The 24939-nt window shown below is 37.9% G+C and carries 21 protein-coding genes and 1 pseudogene; 9 read left to right on the top strand and 13 right to left on the bottom strand.

Annotated features, from left to right (window positions below; translation table 11 throughout):
• Positions 1-95 precede the first annotated feature (95 nt).
• Positions 96-947, bottom strand: a complete 852-nt coding sequence (gene kdsA, locus ABJD71_RS03575; protein ID WP_348164656.1) for a 3-deoxy-8-phosphooctulonate synthase — start codon at positions 945-947, stop codon at positions 96-98.
• Positions 948-1198: 251 nt separating this feature from the next.
• Here kdsA and miaB point away from each other — a divergent pair, with 251 nt between their 5' ends.
• The 5 genes from miaB (at position 1199) to lnt (ending at position 6733) form a co-directional block, all read left to right on the top strand.
• Positions 1199-2626: a tRNA (N6-isopentenyl adenosine(37)-C2)-methylthiotransferase MiaB gene (gene miaB / locus ABJD71_RS03570; protein ID WP_348164653.1), complete on the top strand. Its 1428-nt coding sequence runs from the start codon at positions 1199-1201 to the stop codon at positions 2624-2626.
• 46 nt (positions 2627-2672) lie between these two features.
• Positions 2673-3713 carry a PhoH family protein gene (locus ABJD71_RS03565; protein WP_348164650.1) on the top strand — a complete coding sequence of 347 codons (1041 nt, stop codon included), beginning with the start codon at positions 2673-2675 and terminating at the stop codon, positions 3711-3713.
• 14 nt (positions 3714-3727) lie between these two features.
• Complete coding sequence (gene ybeY / locus ABJD71_RS03560; RefSeq protein WP_348164647.1) at positions 3728-4216, top strand: rRNA maturation RNase YbeY; 489 nt, start codon at positions 3728-3730, stop codon at positions 4214-4216.
• A 77-nt stretch (positions 4217-4293) separates the two neighbouring features.
• Complete coding sequence (gene corC / locus ABJD71_RS03555; protein ID WP_348164644.1) at positions 4294-5154, top strand: CNNM family magnesium/cobalt transport protein CorC; 861 nt, start codon at positions 4294-4296, stop codon at positions 5152-5154.
• Positions 5144-6733, top strand: coding sequence for an apolipoprotein N-acyltransferase (gene lnt / locus ABJD71_RS03550; protein WP_348164642.1), 1590 nt, complete (start codon positions 5144-5146; stop codon positions 6731-6733). Before corC ends, lnt begins: the two co-directional genes overlap by 11 nt.
• Before the next feature lie 45 nt (positions 6734-6778).
• Here lnt and ABJD71_RS03545 read toward each other — a convergent pair whose 3' ends face one another.
• The 3 genes from ABJD71_RS03545 to ABJD71_RS03535 all read right to left on the bottom strand — a co-directional run bounded on the left by ABJD71_RS03545 (position 6779) and on the right by ABJD71_RS03535 (position 11490).
• On the bottom strand, positions 6779-10060 hold the full coding sequence (locus tag ABJD71_RS03545) for a hypothetical protein (RefSeq protein WP_348164639.1): 3282 nt from the start codon (positions 10058-10060) through the stop codon (positions 6779-6781).
• A 44-nt stretch (positions 10061-10104) separates the two neighbouring features.
• Positions 10105-10857 (bottom strand): hypothetical protein, encoded by a 753-nt coding sequence (locus ABJD71_RS03540; RefSeq protein WP_348164636.1) that lies wholly within the window; start codon positions 10855-10857, stop codon positions 10105-10107.
• Positions 10858-10980: 123 nt separating this feature from the next.
• Positions 10981-11490 carry a hypothetical protein gene (locus ABJD71_RS03535; RefSeq protein WP_348164633.1) on the bottom strand — a complete coding sequence of 170 codons (510 nt, stop codon included), beginning with the start codon at positions 11488-11490 and terminating at the stop codon, positions 10981-10983.
• Positions 11491-12259: 769 nt separating this feature from the next.
• Here ABJD71_RS03535 and ABJD71_RS03530 point away from each other — a divergent pair.
• Together ABJD71_RS03530 and ABJD71_RS03525 are read left to right on the top strand one after the other, a co-directional pair.
• Positions 12260-13286: pseudogene (locus ABJD71_RS03530) on the top strand (MBL fold metallo-hydrolase).
• Between the two features lie 10 nt (positions 13287-13296).
• Entirely contained in the window at positions 13297-14046 is a 750-nt protein-coding gene (locus tag ABJD71_RS03525) for an NUDIX domain-containing protein (RefSeq protein ID WP_348164630.1), read from the top strand.
• Positions 14047-14135: 89 nt separating this feature from the next.
• On the opposite strand, the gene greA is transcribed toward ABJD71_RS03525, so the two are convergent.
• The 4 genes from greA to dapB all read right to left on the bottom strand — a co-directional run bounded on the left by greA (position 14136) and on the right by dapB (position 20234).
• Entirely contained in the window at positions 14136-14612 is a 477-nt protein-coding gene (greA, locus tag ABJD71_RS03520) for a transcription elongation factor GreA (RefSeq protein ID WP_348164627.1), read from the bottom strand.
• 109 nt (positions 14613-14721) lie between these two features.
• On the bottom strand, positions 14722-17940 hold the full coding sequence (carB, locus tag ABJD71_RS03515; RefSeq protein WP_348164624.1) for a carbamoyl-phosphate synthase large subunit: 3219 nt from the start codon (positions 17938-17940) through the stop codon (positions 14722-14724).
• Between the two features lie 44 nt (positions 17941-17984).
• Complete coding sequence (carA, locus tag ABJD71_RS03510) at positions 17985-19130, bottom strand: glutamine-hydrolyzing carbamoyl-phosphate synthase small subunit (protein ID WP_348164621.1); 1146 nt, start codon at positions 19128-19130, stop codon at positions 17985-17987.
• A gap of 300 nt (positions 19131-19430) precedes the next feature.
• Positions 19431-20234, bottom strand: coding sequence for a 4-hydroxy-tetrahydrodipicolinate reductase (gene dapB / locus ABJD71_RS03505; RefSeq protein ID WP_348164618.1), 804 nt, complete (start codon positions 20232-20234; stop codon positions 19431-19433).
• Between the two features lie 265 nt (positions 20235-20499).
• Between dapB and ABJD71_RS03500 the strand changes: the two genes are divergently transcribed.
• Complete coding sequence (locus ABJD71_RS03500) at positions 20500-20910, top strand: hypothetical protein (RefSeq protein WP_348164615.1); 411 nt, start codon at positions 20500-20502, stop codon at positions 20908-20910.
• A 72-nt stretch (positions 20911-20982) separates the two neighbouring features.
• Here the strand turns inward: ABJD71_RS03500 and ABJD71_RS03495 are convergent, their stop codons facing one another.
• The 3 genes from ABJD71_RS03495 to ABJD71_RS03485 all read right to left on the bottom strand — a co-directional run bounded on the left by ABJD71_RS03495 (position 20983) and on the right by ABJD71_RS03485 (position 22355).
• Positions 20983-21486 carry a GNAT family N-acetyltransferase gene (locus tag ABJD71_RS03495; RefSeq protein WP_348164612.1) on the bottom strand — a complete coding sequence of 168 codons (504 nt, stop codon included), beginning with the start codon at positions 21484-21486 and terminating at the stop codon, positions 20983-20985.
• A gap of 1 nt (position 21487) precedes the next feature.
• A complete protein-coding gene (locus ABJD71_RS03490; protein WP_348164609.1) occupies positions 21488-21688 on the bottom strand; it encodes a hypothetical protein in 201 nt (66 codons plus the stop codon).
• A 202-nt stretch (positions 21689-21890) separates the two neighbouring features.
• Positions 21891-22355, bottom strand: coding sequence for a hypothetical protein (locus tag ABJD71_RS03485; protein ID WP_348164606.1), 465 nt, complete (start codon positions 22353-22355; stop codon positions 21891-21893).
• Between the two features lie 496 nt (positions 22356-22851).
• On the opposite strand from ABJD71_RS03485, the gene ABJD71_RS03480 reads away from it, so the two are divergent.
• On the top strand, positions 22852-23775 hold the full coding sequence (locus ABJD71_RS03480; RefSeq protein WP_348164603.1) for a manganese-dependent inorganic pyrophosphatase: 924 nt from the start codon (positions 22852-22854) through the stop codon (positions 23773-23775).
• Between the two features lie 268 nt (positions 23776-24043).
• On the opposite strand, the gene ABJD71_RS03475 is transcribed toward ABJD71_RS03480, so the two are convergent.
• Both ABJD71_RS03475 and ABJD71_RS03470 read right to left on the bottom strand, forming a co-directional pair.
• Complete coding sequence (locus ABJD71_RS03475) at positions 24044-24700, bottom strand: DUF3885 domain-containing protein (RefSeq protein WP_348164600.1); 657 nt, start codon at positions 24698-24700, stop codon at positions 24044-24046.
• 134 nt (positions 24701-24834) lie between these two features.
• Positions 24835-24939, bottom strand: a 105-nt coding sequence (locus ABJD71_RS03470; RefSeq protein ID WP_348165344.1) for an IS3 family transposase, incomplete at its 5' end; no start/stop codon positions are given.

Genomic DNA, 24939 nt, shown 5'->3' with positions numbered 1-24939 from the left:
TTAACATTGATTTAGTAAGTTAGCGCTGTGTCGAACCGTTGCATACCATTGCATTCAGGTGCCGACACAGCAAACTTACTTAACCCATACTTATCTTAATTTGCACTCGTATCTAAAGGCTCAAAACCTTTCACTAAGTCATCTAACGACTTCATTTGTTGTAAATAGGGTTCTAACTTATCTAATGCTAATGCACAAGGGCCATCACATTTAGCTTCATTTGGATTAGGATGTGCTTCAATAAATAATCCACCTAACCCCAAGGCCATGCCACTTCTAGCAAGTTGAGCTGCTTGAGCTCGCCTACCATCAGCGGAATCTGTTCGCCCGCCAGGTTTTTGTAATGCATGAGTAGCATCAAAAATAACAGGGGCATAAGCTTTCATCTCATCCATTGCTAGCATGTCAACCACTAGGTTGTTGTATCCGTAACACGAGCCCCGTTCACATAATAAAATTTTACTGTTACCCGCTTCACCAAATTTAGTAATAATGTGGCGCATTTCATGGGCAGCCAAAAACTGTGGCTTTTTGACATTAATCACGGCGTTAGTTTTGGCCATTGCCACGACTAGGTCTGTTTGCCTAGCTAAGAAAGCGGGTAACTGTATTACATCTACCACTTCAGCGACTGGCGCTGCTTGATCGGGCTCATGAACATCCGTGATCAATGGCACATCGAAAGTAGTCTTAATTTCTTCAAATATTTTTAACCCTTCTTCCAAACCTGGGCCACGGTAAGAATTAACAGAAGAACGATTTGCCTTATCAAAAGACGCCTTAAATACATAAGGGATATTAAGCTTAGTGGTTACCTCCTTATAATGCTCAGCAATTTTCATTGCCAAATCACGAGACTCAAGCACGTTCATACCACCAAACAGAACGAAAGGTTTGTGGTTAGCCACTTCAATTGCACCTACCGAAATATTATGTAAATTTTGCATCTAATTTTATTTAACTCTTTGTTATTGATTGTGATTAGCATAACAACTCAAAAGCCTTCAAGGTATCCCCAAATCAAAACAAAACCACTTATCCATGACCATCAAATTCAAAGCTGCTTTAGATTGCGCTAAAAGTAGCGATTTCTACAAATAACAAGTAAAATGCTCGGTTCATTTTTAGTGCGTAGAATTAGGGCATCACTTAGATAGGTTAGTGTCCGTAAATGGTAGGGTAAATTAAAAAATCTGTTATGACAAAAAAGCTATTTATTAAAACTTGGGGTTGCCAAATGAACGAGTATGACTCGGAAAAAATGGCAGATTTATTAGACTCTACCCATGGTTATGAGGCCACTAATGAAGCAGAAGAAGCAGACGTGATTTTGCTAAATACCTGTTCTATTCGCGAGAAAGCTCAAGAAAAAGTATTCCACCAACTCGGTCGTTGGAAAAACCTCAAAAAAGATAAACCTGAACTTATTATAGGTGTAGGCGGTTGCGTAGCGTCTCAAGAAGGCGAAACTATTCGTAAACGAGCACCATTTGTAGATGTAATCTTTGGGCCACAAACCTTACATCGCTTGCCTGAAATGATTAATCAGATCAAGGGCGGTGACAAATCTGTCGTAGACGTTAGCTTTCCTGAAATCGAAAAGTTCGATCGTTTACCTGAACCGAAAGCTGATGGCCCTTCTGCGTTTGTCTCTATTATGGAAGGTTGTTCAAAATACTGTACATTCTGTGTTGTTCCTTACACTAGGGGCGAAGAAGTTAGCCGTCCAGTTGATGATGTGTTGCTAGAAATAGCCCAATTGGCAGAACAAGGGGTTCGAGAAGTCAACCTACTTGGTCAAAACGTGAATGCCTTTAGAGGCCCTAACTATGATGGCACAATGTGTACCTTCGCAGAACTATTAGAGTTAGTCGCGTCAATTAATGGCATCGATCGCATTCGTTATACTACTTCTCACCCAGTGGAGTTTACCGACGACATAATAGACGCCTATGCAAATATTCCTGAGCTTGTAGACCACCTACATTTGCCAGTTCAATCAGGAGCGGATCGTATACTGAATCTTATGAAGCGTGGTCACACGGCCATTGAATACAAATCTAAAATTCGTAAATTAAGAAAAATCAGACCTAATTTAAGCATGTCTTCAGATTTTATTATTGGTTTCCCCGGAGAAAGTGATGCCGATTTTGAAGCGACCATGAACCTAATTCAAGCTATGGATTTCGATTTAAGCTTCAGCTTTATCTATAGTGCTCGACCGGGTACACCCGCAGCAGATTTACCCGATGACGTAACCGAAGAGACTAAAAAGCAGCGTTTGAGTTTGTTGCAACAACGTATCAACCAACAAGCCCTTCGCATTGCTAGGAATATGCTTGATACCGAACAACGTATTTTAGTTGAAGGCCCATCAAAGAAAAATCCAATGGAACTCAGCGGCAGGACAGAAAATAATCGAGTGGTGAACTTTGAAGGCACGCCAGATATGATTGGTAAGTTTGTCGATATAGCAATAACAGATGTATTTGCTAACTCATTACGTGGCAACCTGGTAAGAACCGAAGCCGAAATGGATTTACGTAACGATCTATCACCGCAAACCCTATTGGCTAAAAACACAGCGAATATTGATGAGTTAGGTGTGGCTACTTTTGCCCCTTAAATGAATTAAAGCCAATCAATATACAAAAGATATAGAGAACAATTACTTGAGCGAACTTACAAGCAGTGAATTTTTACTAGAACCTTCAGATCATAAACGTTTATCAAGTTTATGCGGGCCTTTTGATGACAACATCAAACAAATTGAACGTAGATTAGGGGTTGAAATTACCTACCGAAATAACGAGTTTAAAGTCACAGGGCAATCTCAGCAATCAAGTGGAGCTGTCGAATTACTAAAATTGTTATATTTAGAAACTCAGCCCATCAGAGGTGAAATACCGGATATACAACCAGACAAGGTGCACTTAGCCATTCAAGAGTCTAAATGTTTGGAGCGAGCTGAGGCGGGTCACTATGGTAAAGAGATCCACATTAAAACAAAGCGTGGCGTAATTAAGCCCCGTAACCCTAATCAGTCTCAATATGTAGCTAATATTATGAATCACGATATTAGTTTTGGAGTTGGCCCTGCAGGAACAGGTAAAACCTATTTAGCTGTTGCCTGTGCAGTTGAAGCTCTCGAAAGGCAAGAGATTCGACGGATCTTATTAACTCGTCCAGCGGTAGAAGCGGGTGAAAAATTAGGTTTTCTACCGGGAGATCTATCACAAAAAGTCGATCCTTATCTACGGCCTTTATATGATGCCTTGTTCGAAATGTTGGGCTTTGAAAAAGTAGAAAAACTCATTGAGCGTAATGTCATTGAAGTCGCTCCCCTCGCCTATATGCGTGGCCGCACCTTAAATGATGCATTCATCATCTTAGATGAAAGTCAAAATACAACAGTAGAACAAATGAAAATGTTCTTAACCCGTATCGGGTTTAACTCTCAAGCGGTTATTACTGGTGATATTACTCAGGTTGATTTACCTCGAGGCGTACGATCTGGACTTAGGCATGCCATAGAAGTACTAAAAGATGTAAATGATATTTCATTTAATTTTTTCAGTGCCGGTGATGTAGTTCGTCACCCTGTCGTGGCAAGAATTGTAACGGCATATGAAGAGCATGAAGGCCAGAAAGAAAAAGAGCGCATAGAGAAAAGAGCGCTACAAGATGCTTTAGCCAAACAGAATGATAATTAATAGGTAAACAAATTGTGAGCACCATTGTCGATTTACAAATAGCCACAACATCTACCGTTATCCCAACAAAAGACAAGATTCAATTGTGGCTCAATACTGTACTTGCTCACCAAAATTTAACAGCGCAAGAAATCACAGTACGCTTAGTTGATATTGAAGAAAGTCAGGCACTTAACCTAGATTATAGAGGCAAAGATAAACCCACAAACATCTTATCTTTTCCTTTTGAAGTGCCTGAAGTATTATCACGACAGGATGCCAATGAAGATATCAAAATTCCGAGTCTATTAGGTGATTTGGTCGTCTGTAGTCAGGTAGTCGAGGCAGAAGCTAAACTACAAAACAAACAAAATTTAGACCATTGGGCACATATGATTGTCCACGGATGTTTGCACTTATTAGGCTTTGATCATATTGAAGATACTGAAGCAAATGAAATGGAAGCACTAGAAATTGCTATTTTAAAACAATTATCCATTGACGACCCCTACCAAGATCATTAATGATGCAGATCTAGATACAACAAGCTAAGCTTCATAAGTTTGGTAACATTTTTCTTAAACCACAAAATAACGAGATCATGAGCGAAGATAATCCCCCGTCTACAAACGGTTCTGCCAACAAAGGCTGGATAGATAAAATAGTCCAGACCTTTACGGGAGAACCGCAAAATAAGGAAGAATTGTTTGGCGTCATTGCAGAGGCGGAACAACGTGAGGTCATAAATCCTGAGACCAAAGAAATGCTCGAAGGAGTCATGGAAGTCAGCGAAATGCGCGTACGGGATATAATGATCCCACGGGCGCAAATGAAGACAATAGAAATTGACCAGGGTGTAGAAGAGTTTCTACCTATTTTACTTGAATCTGCGCACTCTCGTTTTCCTGTTATAAACGAAGACAAAGACCACATTGAAGGAATTTTACTGGCCAAAGATTTACTAGAATATGCATTTATCCCCGGTAAAGAATTTGAATTAAAAAATATTCTACGCCCTGCAGTGATTGTCCCAGAAAGTAAACGTGTCGATGTATTATTAAAAGAATTTAGACAGAAACGTTATCATATGGCCATTGTGGTTGATGAGTATGGAGGAGTATCTGGCTTAGTTACCATAGAAGATATACTCGAACTAATCGTTGGTGAAATTGAAGATGAACATGACGTAGAAGAAGACGATTATGACGGTATTCGCCCCCTCAATAAATACACTTATTCTGTTAAAGCATTAACTACGTTAGAAGATTTCAATAAGTTTTTTGAAACTAACTTTAATGAAGAAGACGCCGACACTATTGGTGGTATTGTTCTAAAAGCATTCGGCCACCTTCCGCAAAGAGACGAAAAAGTCACCATTGAGGGAATAGAATTTAAAGTAACTAATTCCGATAAACGCAGACTACTGCAGTTGAAGGTTACGTTGCCTGAAGATGAAGGCTAATCACAACACTTTGACAAAAGTTAACCAAATACCATTAAAGGTTAAGTTATTTCTCGCTTTACTATCTGGTGCTAGTTTAACTTTTTGTTACGCCCCTTTTTCTCTATGGTGGTTGATGTTACTGGGGTTTTCGAGCTTTATCTACCTCTTAACATGTGTACAAAAAAACCAAGCCTTTAAATTAGGCTTTGCTTTTGGCTTAGGCTGGTTTGGTGCAGGTATCAGTTGGGTTCACGTTAGTATTGCAGACTTTGGCGGCATCCCTTTAATCGCTTCAATTGCATTAATGTTGCTTTTATGTGGTTATTTAGCCATTTACCCTGCCTTATCAAGTTTATTATTGAAAAAATATTTTGATGTTAAACACTGGCCTTTAGCACTGCCCCTAATCTGGCTGTTTTTTGAAACACTCCGTGGTTGGTTGTTTACTGGCTTCCCTTGGCTGTCTTTGGGGTATGCGCAACTTTCAGGGCCTTTATCAGGATGGATGCCTGTATTAGGTGAAATTGGTGTTAGTACCATAGTCGTTCTTTTAGGTACCAGTATAGCTATTTGGTTACCTAGCAAAAATTGGGGACAAACAGCCTTTCTAATTATTGTCATACTTGTTTCTGGGGCAGTTTTAAATACCCATCAATGGGCAAAACCTACAGGTGATGTCGTTAATGTTGCAATGGTTCAAGGTAATATCCAACAAGCGCTGCGTTGGGCTCCAGAACAAGATCAGCCCACTATGGAAAAATATCGCAATATGACTGCATCACATTGGCAAAGTGATGTCATTATATGGCCAGAGGCCGCCATTCCAAAGCTAGAACCCATTGCACAAGAGTACCTTGCAGAGCTTGATCAAGTGGCGGCTGAAAATCAGGTTGGTTTAATAACGGGCATAGTCAATTACAACTTCGAAACCAGAGAAGCTTACAACAATTTAATTGGACTCGGCTTAAAACACCCCACATCAACAGAAGACGAACATTTAAATAAAGGGCACTATCATTACTTTCATAACAACCGATTTACTAAACATCACCTGTTACCAATAGGTGAGTTTATTCCTTTTGAAAACTGGATAAGAGGCTTAGCTCCCATCTTTGACTTGCCTATGTCTTCTTTTAGTAGAGGAGCATATAAACAAGAAAATTTACTCGCAAAGGGTTATCACTTTGCTCCCGCGATTTGTTTTGAAATTGCTTTTCCAACACAAATTTCTGCTAATCTTTATCATGACACTGATTTTATCATTACGGTTAGTAATGACGCTTGGTTTGGTGCATCACATGGACCAGATCAACACTTAGAAATAGCTCAAGTCAGAGCAAAAGAGTTCGGTTTGCCTGTATTACGTGCTACTAACAACGGTATTACAGCCTTTATTGATCATACTGGCGCAATTCAGAGTCGTTTACCCCAATTTGAAGCTGGCGTACTGAGTGAACACGTAAAACAAGTTTCAGGCCACACAATTTACCGCTCCTTCGGATACTTTCCAATATGGTGTTTATCTTTAGGACTATTTTTGACAGCTTTATGGTTTAGAAATAAAAGTAGTTTTAAGCCACATGTTCAAGGTGATTAACCCTATTACTCTAACGTAATAATCCAAAAAACTTTTTTATAGGCTTTAAGGCTCATCTAAGGTTGCCACTATCTTCTCAACACCAATTTCTATCGGCAACTCTGGTGTTACCCCGTAAAACTCAGTTGCACAATTTGCAGACTTATCTTGCAACACACCTAATAATGTATAAAAACGCTTACCTGAAACTACACGCCTGACAATATGTACATTGGGTTGATTATCAAACAAAACTTGCCTTATTGAGGTCATTGAACGATAGGATGCTAGCTGACATAGACGCATTTTAGGATTCGCCAACTTTATTTTTTTATGAGAAGCATCTAGATAATCACTAAAATCATTCAGTTGAAATTCTAAATCCCACCCTGAAGAATAATACCTCTCACCTCTATTAATAAAGATATGTTCAAGTGGCTGTATATGAGCTATCCGCTTTATTGCTCTTTTTGCTCCATCGATTGTTTTAAATCCACCTATTGCAACATGGCTCATAGCTTTATCATGATTTCGGAATATTTTTAAACTAAATTCATCGGTTGGTAGATGTTTAATAACTTCATAAATTGACCGAAACTTCTTAAAAGCGCCAAGTTGAACAAAGTACAACTCTTTTTGTTCTGATGTAGCTGTTTCAACAAACTCACTTAAAGCCTGGTTAACTAATAAGAGATCATTGATCCTAACGGAGTCTCCCTCATTTGGGGCTTCAATAATTTTTGGCAGATTTAAAATGGTTAATTCATTTAAGGTAAGGAAATCAGGGTCAACTTGAATCTGGTATTGCCCAGGGGGTATTTGCGTAAAAAAGAAAAAGCCATCTACTTCTGAAATAGTTTCAGATATAAGCTCTAAATCTTGATTAATTAAACGTATTTTAAGATCAGATGCACCTCGGCTATTATTATTTTTCACTCTATAAACAGCCCCTTCAATATCGTTAAAGGTCACTACTGGTAAGGAAACAGTATTAACCCCTCCCTTGTGGGTATTTACCAGAACCATTTCATCGATGGCAGTCATATACGGGTCAGGTAAGCTAGCGTCATCTATTGAAATTTTTTGTTCACGCTTTGTCGTTGCTAATTGAATGTTTCCCATTTTATTGGTTTTTAACTCTCGCCATGCATGATTTCCAGACACAGTCACAGCATCTAATGCCGAATCATCACTATCAAAAATTGAGTTACGATTATTATCTAAAAAAGCAAAGGCCCTTATATTAGCTATATTCGAGCCCCTAGGTTGGTAGAAATCAAGGTCCTTTTCATAAGGGTTATATTCGATATCCCCAGCGATACCAATGTTCACTGTCCACTCACCACCATTATTTACCGTTGTACCAAACTGTAAATTAAACTGTTTTCTTCTCCAATTCAGTTGGTGCCTTAATTCAAATTTGTGTTCCCTTGAGGGCCTATAATCAATCCTACTTTCATTGTAAGTACTATATTGTTGTGGCCAACGAATATTAGAGTAATAATTCAGCACCTCTTGAGCATCAAAAGGTAACCAAGACATAGAGTTAGAGATTTGCCACCCATTAAAGTTTTTGGACCAATAAAGGGTTTGTCCTAAAGTTTCATCTTCAATACCTTCATTTCGACTCAGTGTTGTTGAAAATGTCCCACCTAGTAGGTTTTTATTAAAATTGACTGAATATACGTTGTCATCTGATTGGTTATTATAGCTACGATGCAAGTAATTTAATCCCCAGCTAGCGCCTTTTAACCAATCAAGCCTTCCATTAAAGCGCGTACGAGTTTCTGATTTTAAGTCACGAGAAGCGGCATAAGCATCACTTTCAAAGTTATTAAAAATCCGATAACTTAGGTTCGCACGTAATCTATTATCAAAAAGGCTTGTATTAATACCAGTAAAAATCGCACCGCCGGCATTCAAGTCCTTTACAACTTGACTCTTGAACGCTGCAGCTGAGAAATTCATATATAAAGCTGAAGATAGGTATTTTTGTTTTTGTCCTGCTCCCTGCAACGAATGAACGGATGCTTCTACTGTTGTATTTCCTGTTAATCCGTAGGAAATTAATCCAGAAACATTTTTGTCAAATGTGCTCTCTTCATTATCTTCATCAATAAAACGCTTACTTGCATCTGATACATTTACTAAATAGTTAAACCGGCCAGGAGATAGCTGTTCATTGCCAACATTGATGGTTTGAGTTCGGGTTTCTTGCTGACCTTCAGGTCCATACAATTTAAACTCGAACAAATTATTGCCATAAAATGTATCAACATTTTCAAACACAGCTCTATTTTCATCGTCGCTAAACACCTCGGCTATAAATTGTCCGTTTCGAAACAATTGTACTCTCCAACCAGGTAGTACAACCTCCTCTAGTGTTGAAGTTGTAAATGAGCGGGAGTAGTTTGGATCGAAATTAAATATAGATACGCCAGCACCTTGTTTGGAACTATAGATAAGCTCATCACTGTGTAACTGTATATCCCCTAATTCGTATCTTAATAGGCTCACGGATTGGTCAGCGCCACTGATATCTAAATTTTTACTTAGCCGCAGGTATTGATTACTGGTATCTTGATTAGCGTTTATACGCAGCTCAGTTTCGTGCTTAAACAAATCAAAAAAGCCGTTTAAATTGCCACTTAACTTTGATGTACCTAAGCTTGAATCATGAGAGCCATTGACCCTATAGTGAATTAAAGGGGGAGAAATAACATGATATTGATCGGCAACCCTTCTAGAAGGTTGCATTTCCGCTGGTCCTTCGAACGTTGGCACAGTGACGTTAACTTCATTTTTTAAGCCAGAAAATGGCTTATCGTTAAATATATTTAAGTGGAGTAATTCATAATTAAAAGCATAACTCCCCCCTAAAATAGTATCCAAGGCTCTAAGATCTATATAGATATCAAAATCATCTCTCGCCCAAAAATACCCATGGGGATCGTCTTGCTCTGTTAGGTCAATGTCAAAATCACAAAAATCAATAAGCTGACTTGAATTGTTAAAATTGAAGGTGGCTGCAGCAATATCGATACTCCAACCTAACTTAAAAACCGATTCTAAGGTTGATACCGGTACCAAAAATCGCTCGTTGTGGGGGAAGACATCAATACTAGCTGAAATAGGTCTACCATTTAATCTAAGTACGGGTAATAGTAATGCATCTTCATTAATATCTACTCGTTGCCAGTTTGCTAGTTTTTTACACTCTATCGCCATTGCTTTAGGAGATAACAGGCATAGAAAAATAATGAGTAAAAATAAGTAACAAACATACTTATCCGAACTCACCAATAAACTTACATTTTGATGATAAAACAGCTTAATTTTATCAAACATCAATAAACGAAAATAAACACTTTGGGGAAATGCACCACTCCAAGCTATTCGATATCAAGCGTGGTAGTTGACTCTATACTGCCACCAAATTCCGCTATTTCATTATATTTGATCGTAACCAAACCAGATACTTCTTTGGTTAACGGGATCAAAACTTTGCGACGACTCAATGGCATATAAGCTGCTATGTGATTAACTAACCCAACTTCATTTCCATTTTTATCAGTAGCAATAAAATTACCAAATAATGATCGATTCCCATCAAGGCTCTGCCAAACCTCAATATGTGGTACGTCTTCAAGCATCACAAGTTTTGGCTCAAGAAGCTCACTGTTCACCTCTGTCCTACCATGACGAATGATGACTGGAACATTGTATGCGAGCTTTGTATTCAGATTGACATTACCTAGGCTACCACCTGTATAAGTGCTAGTTAGGTTTAGTACAGCTCGGTATTCTCCAGCTGGTAAATTAGCAGGTTTTCTAACAGCAAAACGTAATGCCTGCCTACCACCAGGCGCTATCGTGCCTCTCTTGGGTGAGAATCGTAATAGCTTTATTGCAGAGAATGGGTCTGCTTCAATTTTACGTAGTGTCCCCTCCTCAGTCATTTCAACTAATGATAACTCAGCACTATACTCCATGGTAATCGAGCCAGTATTTCTAAGCTGTAAAGCTTCAGTACGAGTATTATTGTCAAAAAACAAGCGATGTTTAGATAGTGCTACATTCGCATTAACATTTAGTGAAAGTATGAATAAAACTAAAGGAGTGATTATCTTGATAAAATTTATCATTGCACGGATATTCCAAAATAAAAACATAAATATATAATGGGCGTGAGCCTGCTATATAATCAAAAACGAATTTGTAGATAAGCGGTAGGCGGCATACATGCCGCCTTTTTCATACATTAACTTTTACTGAAAAGAAACGTCAACAATGTAGTCAGCTGTGTAAGTATCACCAGGGATTAACACAGTATCTACAGTCATAGAACCATAAATATTGATAGCCAAATCATCTGCACTACCATTAGTTATAACTGCAGTAGTTGCATTATCAACTATTGCATCATGAGTACCCGTTGCGTTATCAATATCGACCACTGATGCAAATGTTACATTTGTACCAGCACTACCAGACACAGTTACATTTAAAGGCGTGTTTGCGGTAAGGCCAGACACAGTAACCAAACCAATAGCAATATTACCATTTGATGCATCACAATCTCCTGATATCGCACCAGCATCATCCATCGTACAAACAGAACCAGCAGTAGGTTGCATAGCACCGAAATGTAGTCCAGTCGTATTAGCAATACTCGAATCTGAGAGCGCATTTACAGTTGCTTGGAATGTTTCACTTGCTGCAAAAGCAGAACTTGAAGTGATAGTTAAAAGTGCAACGGCCAAGATTTTCTTATTCATTTTTATACCCTAATATTTTTAGATTTTTAACTACTCCGTCATCCAATACAAGAAAAGTTAAGTTGTTTTTATTATGCCTTTTTGGCGGATGTATGTTCCTAATCAACGGAAACTATTTGAACATAGAAATTTATCTCAAAAAAGTATAGGTATACATAAATAAAACTTTTTACAGAGAAAAATATCTATATAAATCAATAAAATAGAAAAATAAGACTAAAGTATTAGAGTAATAAAAAACTCTATAAACATAAAACACACAGAACATCACACAAATAAAAAATTCATATAAAACAATGATTTACAAGTATTTACATCTTATTAACTCTTATGAAGTTTAATCCATACACATAGTTTACAGTCCAAAATATTAGCGTATTATTTCGAATACCTATGTCTGATAGAGACTTTCATAAAATTTTTACAGTGGCTAATATTTATCTTTACGGGTAATTTGTGGACCCAAAACAGTGTTTTTGGTATTTGAAAACATACCAAATAAAATGGTTTAGATTAAAAAATTTAAGTAATGAAACAGATTCAAATAATTATTAGTGCCCAATACCTACAAACATGTAGTAAATCATTCGATTAACTAAACTCCTCAGGCGTTTTAAATCTATTTTTTACAATATTTAATTCTAAATCAAAACTCATGATGTTCATCAATACATAATGGTGCTTGGAAGTTGCTAGTACTTTTAGCTCTAATAGTGTCTCTATTAACAAGTAGAAATAGCACCACCATGCCCAACTGGAGCAGAAAATAATGGAACTACGCTTTATTGAAAAACCAATACCAGCAGCAGGAGTATTACAAGAAGTATCCTCTGGCATCTTCTGGTTACGTATGCCCCTTCCCTTCGACCTTGACCATATAAACTTATGCCTACTTGAAGATAATCAAGATGGTGAAGAAGGGTTTGCATTAATTGATACGGGTATTGGAACCCAACAAACCGAAGACATCTAGGGGAAGGTACTGACCAAGTTGGGTAAGCCAATCACCAAAGTTATAGTCACTCATATGCATCCTGATCATATTGGTATAGCGGGATACTTGGTTGAAAGATTCCGGGAGCCACTATATATAAGTCATGATGAATATTTCGTTGGTAGAGCGATAGCACCAGGCCCACGTGGCGCATCAGACTAGCAAGGCGAGCAATATTTAGTAAGATGTGGCATGTCGCTAGATGAGCAGGCATCTGCCAAAAAAAGAAGAAAAAACAATAAAGGTATAGGTCAAATTGTTAGACCTATACCTTTACAATATACACGACTAAATGCTGAAGATGAATTACAAATTGGCTCGTGTATTTGGCAGGTTTATATTGGCAAAGGCCAATCACCAGAGCATGTATGCTTGTTTAATGCTAACGCTAGCATTTTAATTTCTGGCGATCATATACTGCCTAGCATCTCTCCTAATATTGAAGCGTATAATACCGAGCCAGATGCTAACTCGTTACAACAATACCTTACCTCAATTTAAGCAGCTACCTAAAAATTGCTTGGTATTACCGTCACATAAACAACCATTTTATGGGCTACACACAAGAATAACTGAGCTTATTAGCCACCACCATGAACATTTGGGTAACCTAAGAGATTTCTGTAAACAAGGTAAAACGATTGAACAATGTTTGCCTGTGTTGTTTAAGCGTAAACTAAACTCACGTAATATGTTCTTTGCGATCGCGGAGTCGTTTGCTCACCTCAATTATCTATATTTTGCAGGTGAATGCACTCGCGAGATAAATAACCAAGGACAGTTAATCTTTACTCTAAAATAAGTGAGACGTTTTGTTAGCATTTGAATACAATGACTTTAATGGTGTCATTATAGACAGTAACCAAGTACCCGAACATTCTGAGATATTTTCAAACCAGTTAAAAGCACTTTTACTGCATACTAAACTACAAAATAAGGATGTTGTCTGGTTAACATTACCAATTCGTCTAGCACACTTAATTCCTATTTCTACAGGCCTAGGCTTTACATTTCACAACTGCTTACCGGAAGAAGTAACGTTAGTCCTTAAATCTACCCCCGAAATATTTATCCCCTTTATACCCACTCATTCGCTTGGAGCAGGAGGGTTAGTTCAGAATGAGCACGGAGAAATACTTGTAATTAAGGAGCATGGAGCTAACAACTATAAATTACCTGGTGGTCATATTGAGCTAGGTGAAAAAATCGAAGACGCAGTGATTAGAGAAGTACTTGAAGAAACTGGGATTAATACAAAATTTGATACTATTTTAGGAATGGCAAGCACCCACCCTTATCGTTTTGGAAAGTCCAATATATATATAGTGTGTAAACTAATCCCTCTATCGAGTGATATAGACATACACGATATCGGTGAAATAGACGATGCGAAATGGATAACGTCCAAAGAATATTTATCCGACGACAAGACTAATCCATTTAATAAATACTTGGTAAAGTCCTTAATCAACAGCAGCGGCTTAGTTAAGTCATCAATTGACCTTACTCAATTTTCTAATCTAAAACACGAAATGTTTTTAGCTAGCTCTGATGCAAAATAACTTGAAGATCCTAGAGTACACAAAGGCCATAAACTAAAAAACGAGGCTCGATGCCTCGTTTTAGTCATTTTATAAATCAGAACCAAAAACTAAATATATTGGACTTCTGAAATTTCAAATTCTATCGTGCCTTTAGGAGTTTGAATATTGACAACATCATCAAGGGACTTACCAATCAAACCTCGAGCAATGGGTGAGCCCACAGAGATTAAGTTATTCTTAATATCCGCTTCATCTTCACCGACTATGCGATACGTAATTTCTTCATCTGTATCTAGGTTGATAATGGTAACGGTGGTACCAAAAATAACTTTGCCATTATTAGGCATTTTGGTGACATCAATAATCTGAATATTAGAAAGTTTACCTTCAATATCCTGAATACGACCTTCACAGAAACTTTGTTGTTCACGAGCTGCATGATATTCAGCATTTTCTTTTAAATCACCATGTTCGCGGGCTTCCGCTATTGATTTAACTATTTCAGGCCTTTTTACAGATTTTAAATGTTTCAACTCTTCACGCAGTAATTCTGCGCCTTTCGCTGTCATTGGATATTGGGTCATATCAACAACTCTCTTATTTTTGTTATTTAATAGATAAAACTATATCTACACAATAAGGGCTAAATACTTAATTTCAATACTAACCATTTAGCCTACTTATTTGGGAGGATTAATGAATACGTTTGTGTAACTCTTGTACAGAAGTAACTCGTGCTTTGTCATCTGCTTCATTAGCATTAACTGTAGCAAAAGCAGCATTCATAGTCGTAGTGTAAGATACTTTATTTAATAACGCTTCTTTACGAATATAAACCGAATCATCAATAGCTTGACGACCTTCTGTAGTATTCACTATATAACAATACTCACCATTTTTAATTGCATCAACTATATTAGGACGACCTTCACTGAGTTTATTAACCACACTACAAGCTATGTCTACATTATTTAAAACCTTAGCAGTCCCTGATGTAGCTTCAAGCTCAAACCCTTTAGCAATCATAATTTGTGCTAACTCAATAACACGATTACGGTCATTTAAGCGCACCGAAAGAAGCGCTTTACCGCCAGTAGGTATAGGTTGGCTAGCACCAAGGTTAGCTTTAGCATAAGCTTCTTCAAAGCTCTCACCCACGCCCATTACTTCCCCAGTAGAGCGCATTTCAGGCCCTAGTAAAGGGTCAACACCTTGAAATTTAGCAAAAGGTAACACCACTTCTTTAACAGAATAAAATGGTGGAATAATTTCTTTTGTAATACCTTGAGCCTCAAGAGATTGACCGGCCATAGCACGAGCGCCGATTTTAGCTAAAGGTATACCCGTTGCTTTTGATACAAATGGAACAGTACGCGCAGCCCTAGGGTTAACTTCAATCAAATACACCTGACCATCTTTGACCGCAAACTGGGTATTCATTAAGCCTACAACGCCTAATTCTAAAGCCATAGCTTTGACCTGCTGACGCATTACATCTTGAATATCACTACTAAGAGAATATGACGGTAATGAACAAGCAGAGTCACCTGAGTGAACACCGGCTTGTTCAATATGCTCCATGATGCCACCAATAATGACGTCTTTTCCGTCACTTATGGCATCAACATCTACTTCAATCGCATCGTCTAGGAAACGATCCAGCAATACTGGTGAGTCATTTGATACTTTAACCGCATTATTTAGGTACCGTTTTAAATCATTTAGGTCATAAACAATTTCCATTGCACGGCCACCTAAAACATAAGATGGGCGCACCACTAATGGAAAACCTATTTTCTCTGCTGCAACTAATGCCTGCTCCATATTACTTACAGTGGCGTTGGCAGGCTGCTTAAGGTTAAGTTTGTTAACCATTTTTTGAAAACGTTCACGGTCTTCTGCTTTATCTATAGCATCAGGAGAAGTACCAATAATAGGTACACCTGCAGCTTCTAAGTCTCTAGCCAATTTAAGAGGTGTTTGACCTCCATATTGCACGATAACGCCTTTAGGTTTTTCAATACGCACAATTTCTAGCACGTCTTCTAAGGTGACAGACTCAAAATACAAACGGTCTGAGGTATCGTAATCAGTAGATACCGTTTCAGGATTACAGTTAACCATAATCGTTTCGTAACCATCTTCACGCATCGCTAACGCAGCATGAACACAACAGTAATCAAATTCAATACCTTGACCAATCCTGTTAGGGCCACCGCCAATAACCATTATTTTATCTTTGTCTGATGGATTTGCTTCACACTCTTCATCGTAAGTAGAATACATATAAGCAGTATCTGAAGAAAACTCTGCCGCACAAGTATCAACTCGTTTATAGACTGGGTGAATATCAAAACCACGGCGCACATCTCGTACATCAACCTCATCAACACCTGTTAACTCAGCGATTCGAGAGTCTGCAAAACCTTTACGTTTAAGCGTAGTCATAAGCTTACTATCAATGCCCGACAGCCCAATTTCTGTAAGCTGTTGCTCAAATATAATTAATTCTTCAATTTGGACTAAATACCACCTGTCAACATTAGTAAGAGTAAATATTTCATCAACTGACATGCCCATACGTATAGCATCTGCTATGTACCAAATCCGCTCTGCACCTGGTTCACGTAATTCGCGAACAATAATATTTTTAGCGTCTGGCGAGGTAATATCAATGATAGAATCTAAACCATTCACCCCTACTTCTAAACCTCGTAACGCTTTTTGTAAGGACTCTTGTTGGTTACGACCAATTGACATTACTTCACCCACAGATTTCATCTGCGTAGTTAAACGGTCATTAGCACCGGCAAATTTTTCAAAGTTAAACCGCGGTATTTTAGTCACAACGTAATCAATTGTCGGCTCAAATGATGCTGGCGTTAAACCACCTGTAATATCATTAGCTAATTCATCTAGGGTGTAACCTATAGCGAGCTTTGCAGCCACTTTAGCAATAGGGAACCCCGTAGCTTTTGACGCTAATGCCGATGAACGTGACACACGAGGGTTCATTTCTATAATAACCAAACGGCCTGTTTTAGGGTCTACACCAAACTGAACGTTTGACCCACCTGTTTCTACGCCAATTTCACGTAATACAGCAATTGCTGCGTTACGCATAATTTGGAACTCTTTGTCTGTTAGAGTTTGTGCAGGGGCAACCGTAATAGAGTCACCTGTATGAACGCCCATTGGGTCAAAGTTTTCAATTGTACAAACGATAATACAGTTATCAGCCTTATCTCTGACCACTTCCATTTCGTACTCTTTCCAACCGATTAAAGACTCATCAATTAACAACTCAGAGGTTGGAGAAAGGTCTAAACCACGGGTACAAATTTCTTTAAATTCTTGTTTGTTGTAAGCGATACCACCGCCAGACCCACCCATAGTGAATGAAGGGCGAATAATACAAGGGAATCCAATACGGGTACTAACGTCAAACGCTTCATCAATTGTGTGTGCAATTTCTGCACGAGGACACTCAAGGCCAATAGACTTCATGGCTTTATCAAAACGTTCACGGTCTTCTGCTTTGTCAATAGCATCAGCTGTGGCACCTATCATTTCAACACCAAACTCTTCCAATACTCCGTGCTTGTTTAAATCTAATGCACAGTTAAGAGCGGTTTGCCCACCCATAGTCGGTAATACCGCATCTGGACGTTCTTTTTCAATGATTTTCTTAACAACTTCCCAATGAATAGGCTCAATATACGTGGCATCGGCCATTTCAGGGTCGGTCATTATGGTAGCAGGATTCGAGTTAACCAAGATTACTCGGTAACCTTCTTCCCTAAGCGCTTTACAGGCTTGGGCCCCTGAATAGTCAAATTCACAAGCTTGGCCAATTACAATTGGCCCAGCACCTAATATCAAAATGCTTTTTAAGTCGGTACGTTTTGGCATGTCACTAATTACTCTATAAAATGTTGTGCTGTTAATGTGGCGTGCTATTTAGCTTGCTGCATCAACTCAATAAAATGATCAAACAAAGGCGCTGCATCGTGAGGACCGGGGCTTGCTTCAGGGTGTCCCTGAAAACTAAACGCTGGTTTATCGGTACGATGAATACCCTGTAGAGATTGATCAAACAAAGACACATGGGTCACCTCAAGGTGAGCGGGTAAGTCTGTTTCATCTACAGCAAAACCATGGTTTTGGCTGGTTATCATCACACGATTACCTTTTATATCTTTTACGGGATGATTAGCACCATGATGGCCAAATTTCATTTTAATGGTTTTAGCGCCGCTAGCTAAAGCCAATAATTGGTGCCCTAAGCAAATTCCAAAAATTGGAATATTGGTTTCTAATAAAGTAGCAATAGCATCAATAGCATAATCACATGGCTCTGGGTCGCCGGGGCCATTTGATAAAAATACACCGTCTGGTTTTAAGGCTAGTACTTCTTCAGCAGATGTTTTTGCTGGTACTACGGTTAACTTGCATCCACGGTCAGCTAACATTCTTAAGATGTTACTTTTTACACCGTAATCGTAAGCCACCACATGAAAATCTGTGCGCTCTTGTTCGGTAACATAGCCATCGCCTAATACCCAGCTACCATCAGACCAAAAATATGATTCGTCACAGGTTACTTCTTTGGCTAAATCCATACCTTTAAGGCCACCAAACGCTTTAGCTTTCGCTAAAGCAGATGCTTCATCAAGCTTAACTGCATCTAATGTATTACTTGCGATAATACAGCCATTTTGAGCACCTTTATCACGCAAGATACGGGTTAATCTGCGAGTATCGATATCGGCAATACCTAGAATATTGTTTTCTTCTAGGTATTCAGAAAGACTTTTTTCACTACGAAAGTTACTAACTATCAAAGGTAAATCACGAATAATCAGGCCCTTGGCCCATATTTTATTAGATTCACAATCTTCATTATTGATACCAGTATTACCGATATGAGGATAAGTTAAGGTGACAATTTGTTCAGCATAGGAAGGATCAGTAAGAATTTCTTGATAACCTGTCATTGAGGTATTGAACACCACCTCACCCACGGATACACCAGACGCACCAATTGCAGTACCTTTAAAGACTGAGCCATCTTCAAGTACTAAAAGGGCAGAGTTAGCCAAATCAACCTCCAGGTTTGTAATTAACGGGATAAACTAAGGTACTGCACCTTGGCAATACCCCAATACATTTACGCAAACATATGATTTACATAAATATTTTGTCAATTTGCTATCTTTAAAAGGGTGAATATCAATCGATATCACTAAATTTTGGCAAATTCGCAACATTATACATGCTGAATGTTTTTAGATCCATGGCCATTTGTTAAAAAGTGTATAAATAAGGCTTTAATCATAATATTTATATATAAGGGGTAAAAATCACAATTAGGTAACCCAAAAGTTTCTGCGATTAACGCCCTAATTAAAACCTAATACATCTTGCATATCATACAAACCTGCGGGCTTATCAACTAACCATGCTGCAGCTTTAACTGCACCTTTCGCAAAAGTTAATCGACTAGAAGCCTTATGAGTAATTTCTAAACGCTCACCAATATCGGCAAACAAAGCAGTATGCTCTCCTACTACATCTCCTGCCCTAACGGTGGCAAACCCTATAGTGTTATGCTCCCTTTCACCCGTATCGCCCTCGCGACCGTAAATAGCACAGCTTGATAAATCACGACCAATTTCATCTGCAATTGCTTCACCAATAGCAACAGCTGTTCCCGAAGGCGCATCTTTTTTGAACCTATGATGGGCTTCTAAAATTTCAATATCAGCTGTTTCTGCCATTACAGAAGCAGCCTGACGAACCAATTTAAGCATCAAGTTAACACCTACACTAAAGTTAGCGGCAAAAACAACAGGAATAGATTTAGCGGCTTCATGTAGTAATACTTTTTGCTCTTCTGTTAAACCGGTGGTCCCTATCACTATGGGCTTCTTATGTGCCACACAAAATGCCAAGTTATCTTTAAGTGCTTCAGGTAGCGTGAAGTCAATAAAAATATCTGTACTTGCAAGGTAATTTTCAAGATTTGACGTGACCGTAAGTCCAACTTTTCCAATGCCCGCTAATTCACCTACGTCTACCCCTAAAAATGAAGAAGAAGGCCTTACTCCTGCTGCACTTAAGTGGTCAGTTTGGCTCTGATTCACGGCATCAATCAATACTCTACCCATACGGCCATTAGCGCCAAAAATTCCAATTTTACTCATAGTGTTCCGATAGTTTAACGATAAAAAATGTATGAGTGAATTGTGCCTTAAATCTTAAAGTTATGCAGTAATTGCAGCATTAACTTTTATTTATAACTAAGACGATTACCTAGGCCTTTTTAACATTCATTTCCTTTTAAGCAAGCATCCAGTGAAAAGTGGTTTGTTGATATGCTGAATTTTTTTTTGCAATCATTGAAATAATAACAATATTTTGCGGTCTTGCTTTACTCAATAACCATTTTAACGTTCTAAAGGAAATTTTATGACAAACACCTCAATTGCTGATGTTCAAGCCCGTTTGCAATGGTCTCTATTTGCGCTGCGGATAGGGGTTTTTATAGTAATGTTGATGTGGACACTCGATAAGTTTGTAAATCCAGGTCACAGTGCCCGTATATTCGAACATTTTTATGGAATAAGCGGTTCAACAGATACAGTAGCTTACGCTTTAGGGGCATTACAATTAATATTAGTTTTAGCCTTTGCAGCGGGGATTCAAAAGCGTATCACTTACGGTTTGATTTTTGTCATGCATGGCTTATCTACGTTGTCTTCTTACAATCAATATATTGATGGTTTTAACAATCTATTATTCTTCACAGCTTGGCCGATGTGGGCTGCATGTTTTGCACTTTATTTACTGCGCGACCAAGACGTAAAATTTACCAAATAAAAGAAAAGTTATGAGAGCACAGACTAATATCTGTGCTTTGTACGCTACCTTGTTACTTATCTCCCCCCAAAGTTAACTTTGAGTAATGGCATCCACTACTTTCTGTTTGAAACTAAGCTCTGAGTAAAATTGAGTAATTAAGTGCTTAGGGGCAATTCCCGCTCGTTGCATTAAAGGAACAGCTTTACCTGTGGCAGTAACGTAAACGTTGTTAAGAGTTGGTAATACCAATAAAGGTTGAATCACATCTTGATACATTTTATCCGCTAGTGTGCTTGCGAATCCTTGATTACGATAACTAGGCAATGTAACAAAATGCACCACACCTAAATCTTGATACCCTTGTTCTCCGTAAAAGGTCAGTTTATCCAAACGGGCCTGATAATTTTCAAACAAGCTGTAGGCAACCAGTTCATTATCAACATATAACTTAATGATTTCAGCCTGAGTTCCGTGCTGTAGTTCCCCATGCTCTGCCAACCAAGTGAACAAATACCACATTTTCATATTATGCTGCCCTAAAGCGAGTAACTCTTGAAAACAGCTCTTGGCATTACAATATTCAAAGCGTTTCATTTTAAGTGCCTGTCTCTAGTAAAACGCTCTTTTTAGGTAGGTAGCCAGAGTAAATTGCTCCCATAGCTAATAAAAGATGCTTTTTTAATGCTGCAAAGCAATATTCCATGATCATTGACTGGGGCGTAAATATATCTACGATTATTATATTGGCTTGTGGTTTAAGCAACAAGTAACCATTAGCAAACAAACCGCCTAACATATAAATCTAATCAATAGGTTTAAGAGTATGTAATGCTTCATTGACTCGAATAAAACAAAGATGCCTAGGGAGTAGCGCCAGTTAGGGCCACTTTAATGCTTGATTGTAATAACGCTTTTATAAACAGGTTTACATAGAAAGGGGCGATTTACTAATAAGTCGCCCCTTTCTATTATTTGCATGTGATTATCTACAAGCAGATTTATGGCTGATATGGCAATGATGATTGATGTAAAATAATACGAACCTTTCCGTCTTCACACTCTTTAAATACAAAACTCTTATTCACAAAAATATGGCTGTCGTCATCCCCAATAAAATGCACATTACACTGCACAATTGCTAAGTCATTGTGCAGAATAAAGTCTTCTTTACTGTACCAAACCTTCACCCAAGGCTTTAATTTAAAACCATTGTCATTGGGGAACTCATTGTTTCCACCCACAAAATAAGATAGCGCTCCTTCTTTGGTTGGACGAAAAGTTTGCTGTCCAAAGGTTAGCGTAGGCTTAAACAACACTTTGCCGTTATCGTAATCGTAACTATCAGATAGCACCTGAAGAGAAAACGCTTGAACGTCTCCTCCTTCTGCATGAACTTTCCCTACCTTTACCACGTTGTCACACCAAATCTGCAGGGCCGAGTGTACTGATTCTTTAGTAAACATAATGTATATATTGCTCCTATTAAGGCTGAAATCTTTTTAAGTCTCTATGTTGGAGCTGAGCTCATGTAAGACTGAAATTTTTTATTGAGAAAAACCATCAATTTATTGATTACGCTAGATTACATTTATAAAATATTTTTTGTCACTCTAAAAGCATAATTTCACTATGTGATATTATCACACTACAAACAAACATGCCTTACTCTACCCCTCCATTAAATAGAGATAACTTGCGTCTATTAATAAAATGCATTTTAAGATTATTACAATATTTTGACATGCGATATAAATCTAAAGCATCTTTTTTAGCCGTCTAGCCCAAGGCTCGCATTGGCTCTTTTTGCTCATATACTTGGGCACACTAACCAATATGATTATAAGTATTTCTATAATTAATAGTTATGGTTGCTATGCTACTAGCGTTAATCTTTGGTAGAATACTTGACATCAAACACTACTCGTTAAACTACTACCTTATTACAAATAGAGAGTTTTTATGTCAGCTTATGCCGTGGGACACAAGGTTCCAGATTCCGATTCAATTTGTTCAGCAATCGCACTTTCTTATCTAAAGACAGTAACTGGAGAAGATGTAAAACCTGCACGATTAGGTGAATTATCTCCAGAGACCTTGTTTATTTTAGATAAATTTGACCTAGAACAACCAGAGTTAAAATTAACATTCGCTGACACAGATGGTATTTACGTTGTAGATCACTCAGACCGCATACAAGGTCCTGACGACATTGATGACTCAACCGTTTTAGGCATTATTGATCATCACAAATTAGGTGATATAACCACGTCTACACCACTAGAAATATGGGTTCGCCCAGTAGGTTGCACCAACACTATTATTAAAATGATGTATGATTTTCATAATGTTGAAATCCCTAAAAACATCGCCGGCGCTATGATGTGTGCGATCTTATCTGACACTGTTATTTTTAAATCACCAACTTGTACAACCGCTGATATTAAATGTGTTGAAGCACTTGCTGAAATAGCAGGCATTGAAGATTATAAAGCGTTAGGCATGGAAATGTTTAAAGTTAAATCAGCAGTAGAAGGTACACCCATCCGTGATTTAGTATTACGAGATTTCAAAGACTTTAATATGCATGGTAAAAAGGTCGGAATTGGTCAATTAGAAGTCATCGACTTAAGTGTTTTCGACTCAATGAAAGAAGCATTTTTAGCTGACTTAGCCACATTGAAAACCGAAGGTGAGCGCCATAGCGTTATGTTATTACTAACAGACATAATGAAAGAAGGCTCTGAAATCCTAGTAGTAAGCGATAACGCAGATTTAACAGACAAAGCTTATGGTAAATCACTGATTGATGGAAAAGTATGGATTGATGGTATTATGAGCCGTAAAAAGCAAGTTGTACCACCATTACAAGACTCACTCGCGTAAATAAAGTACTAAGGCCTTTTTTAATATAAAGGCGGCATGTAGCTTATTTAAAAAGCTCACATTTTTGAAATGTGGGCTTTTTATTTAGACTTCTCATTACAATCTAAGCCATCAAAAACAACCAAATTTGTCTTGGGTTTCCATATATGTTTACTACTTTTAACTCCTCCGACTCTCAGGGGCGATGATACATCGGTGGCGCTGACAACTGCTGTGGAGGCCAAGTCAGACTTCATTGAGAAAACCTCCATAACCCATTGATTTTAAATTATTTTTTAAGACCAGCTACAATGGGTGTCTCTATAGTACTTGACGAGAACACCAAATTCATTTTGTTGCGAACGTAATTCAACAGCCAATCATTATGGCTTTTATACAATGATATAAGTTCATTTTTACTTGCACTAATAACATCCATGCCACGATCATCGTATAAGTTCACGATGATATTTTTAGATTTATTTATGAAAAAACACTCTCCTGATATTGATGGAGAACGACAACCAAAATCGGTATGGATTAAGGACAACAGTATATTTTTATAATCGATAGAATTAAGACTAAGATTTGGTATATTTACTCTTTTCCAACATTCAGATTTGTAATCTAGCTCATAAATATTACGGACATCTGAGTAATGAGCTAAACCGATTTTAGTAGATTCAATTTGTTTAAATACAAAACTACTTTTTCTGATTTTTTTACGCCCATCGGAATATTGTTGGTAAATTATTTCTATTTCATCCTTTTGGCTAAATACTGCTTCGAAAATAGAAACAGCACGCTCATGTGCAGCATTAAAATATTCGTCATTTACTTCTAATTCATCTTGCCCAATTTCAAATCTCAAACCAATAGTCCAGTTGTAAAATAAAGGCTTTTCAATTTTTAACTTTGGGAAATGTTCATCTAAATATGAATTCATAGCACCCTACTAGCTAAGTGAATACAACGCCCCAATAAGGGGCTGATAATAGTTTGCTAAAATGTGTAGCGAAGCGAAACCGAGCAAACTGTTAGCAGTGATCTTCACCCGATAAAATGGACACCTTCCACGTTTCAAATAACTGCCGATTCAAACTCAGCAGGTGATTTATATCCTAAACTCGAATGCAATCTCTGTCTATTGTAAAAATAGTTTAGGTAACCCTTTAATTTTGAATG

Source organism: Paraglaciecola sp. (assembly GCF_039943935.1).
Taxonomy (GTDB): Bacteria; Pseudomonadota; Gammaproteobacteria; order Enterobacterales; family Alteromonadaceae; genus Paraglaciecola.
This window is presented reverse-complemented; position numbering and strand designations above follow the sequence as displayed.

Coding starts and splice junctions, on each gene's coding strand:
- kdsA (WP_348164656.1), bottom strand. CDS start 947: ATGCAAAATTTACATAATATTTCGGTAGGTGCAATTGAAGTGGCTAAC.
- miaB (WP_348164653.1), top strand. CDS start 1,199: ATGACAAAAAAGCTATTTATTAAAACTTGGGGTTGCCAAATGAACGAG.
- corC (WP_348164644.1), top strand. CDS start 4,294: ATGAGCGAAGATAATCCCCCGTCTACAAACGGTTCTGCCAACAAAGGC.
- lnt (WP_348164642.1), top strand. CDS start 5,144: ATGAAGGCTAATCACAACACTTTGACAAAAGTTAACCAAATACCATTA.
- ABJD71_RS03545 (WP_348164639.1), bottom strand. CDS start 10,060: ATGTTTGATAAAATTAAGCTGTTTTATCATCAAAATGTAAGTTTATTG.
- ABJD71_RS03540 (WP_348164636.1), bottom strand. CDS start 10,857: ATGATAAATTTTATCAAGATAATCACTCCTTTAGTTTTATTCATACTT.
- ABJD71_RS03535 (WP_348164633.1), bottom strand. CDS start 11,490: ATGAATAAGAAAATCTTGGCCGTTGCACTTTTAACTATCACTTCAAGT.
- greA (WP_348164627.1), bottom strand. CDS start 14,612: ATGACCCAATATCCAATGACAGCGAAAGGCGCAGAATTACTGCGTGAA.
- carB (WP_348164624.1), bottom strand. CDS start 17,940: ATGCCAAAACGTACCGACTTAAAAAGCATTTTGATATTAGGTGCTGGG.
- dapB (WP_348164618.1), bottom strand. CDS start 20,234: ATGAGTAAAATTGGAATTTTTGGCGCTAATGGCCGTATGGGTAGAGTA.
- ABJD71_RS03500 (WP_348164615.1), top strand. CDS start 20,500: ATGACAAACACCTCAATTGCTGATGTTCAAGCCCGTTTGCAATGGTCT.
- ABJD71_RS03495 (WP_348164612.1), bottom strand. CDS start 21,486: ATGAAACGCTTTGAATATTGTAATGCCAAGAGCTGTTTTCAAGAGTTA.
- ABJD71_RS03490 (WP_348164609.1), bottom strand. CDS start 21,688: ATGTTAGGCGGTTTGTTTGCTAATGGTTACTTGTTGCTTAAACCACAA.
- ABJD71_RS03485 (WP_348164606.1), bottom strand. CDS start 22,355: ATGTTTACTAAAGAATCAGTACACTCGGCCCTGCAGATTTGGTGTGAC.
- ABJD71_RS03480 (WP_348164603.1), top strand. CDS start 22,852: ATGTCAGCTTATGCCGTGGGACACAAGGTTCCAGATTCCGATTCAATT.
- ABJD71_RS03475 (WP_348164600.1), bottom strand. CDS start 24,700: ATGAATTCATATTTAGATGAACATTTCCCAAAGTTAAAAATTGAAAAG.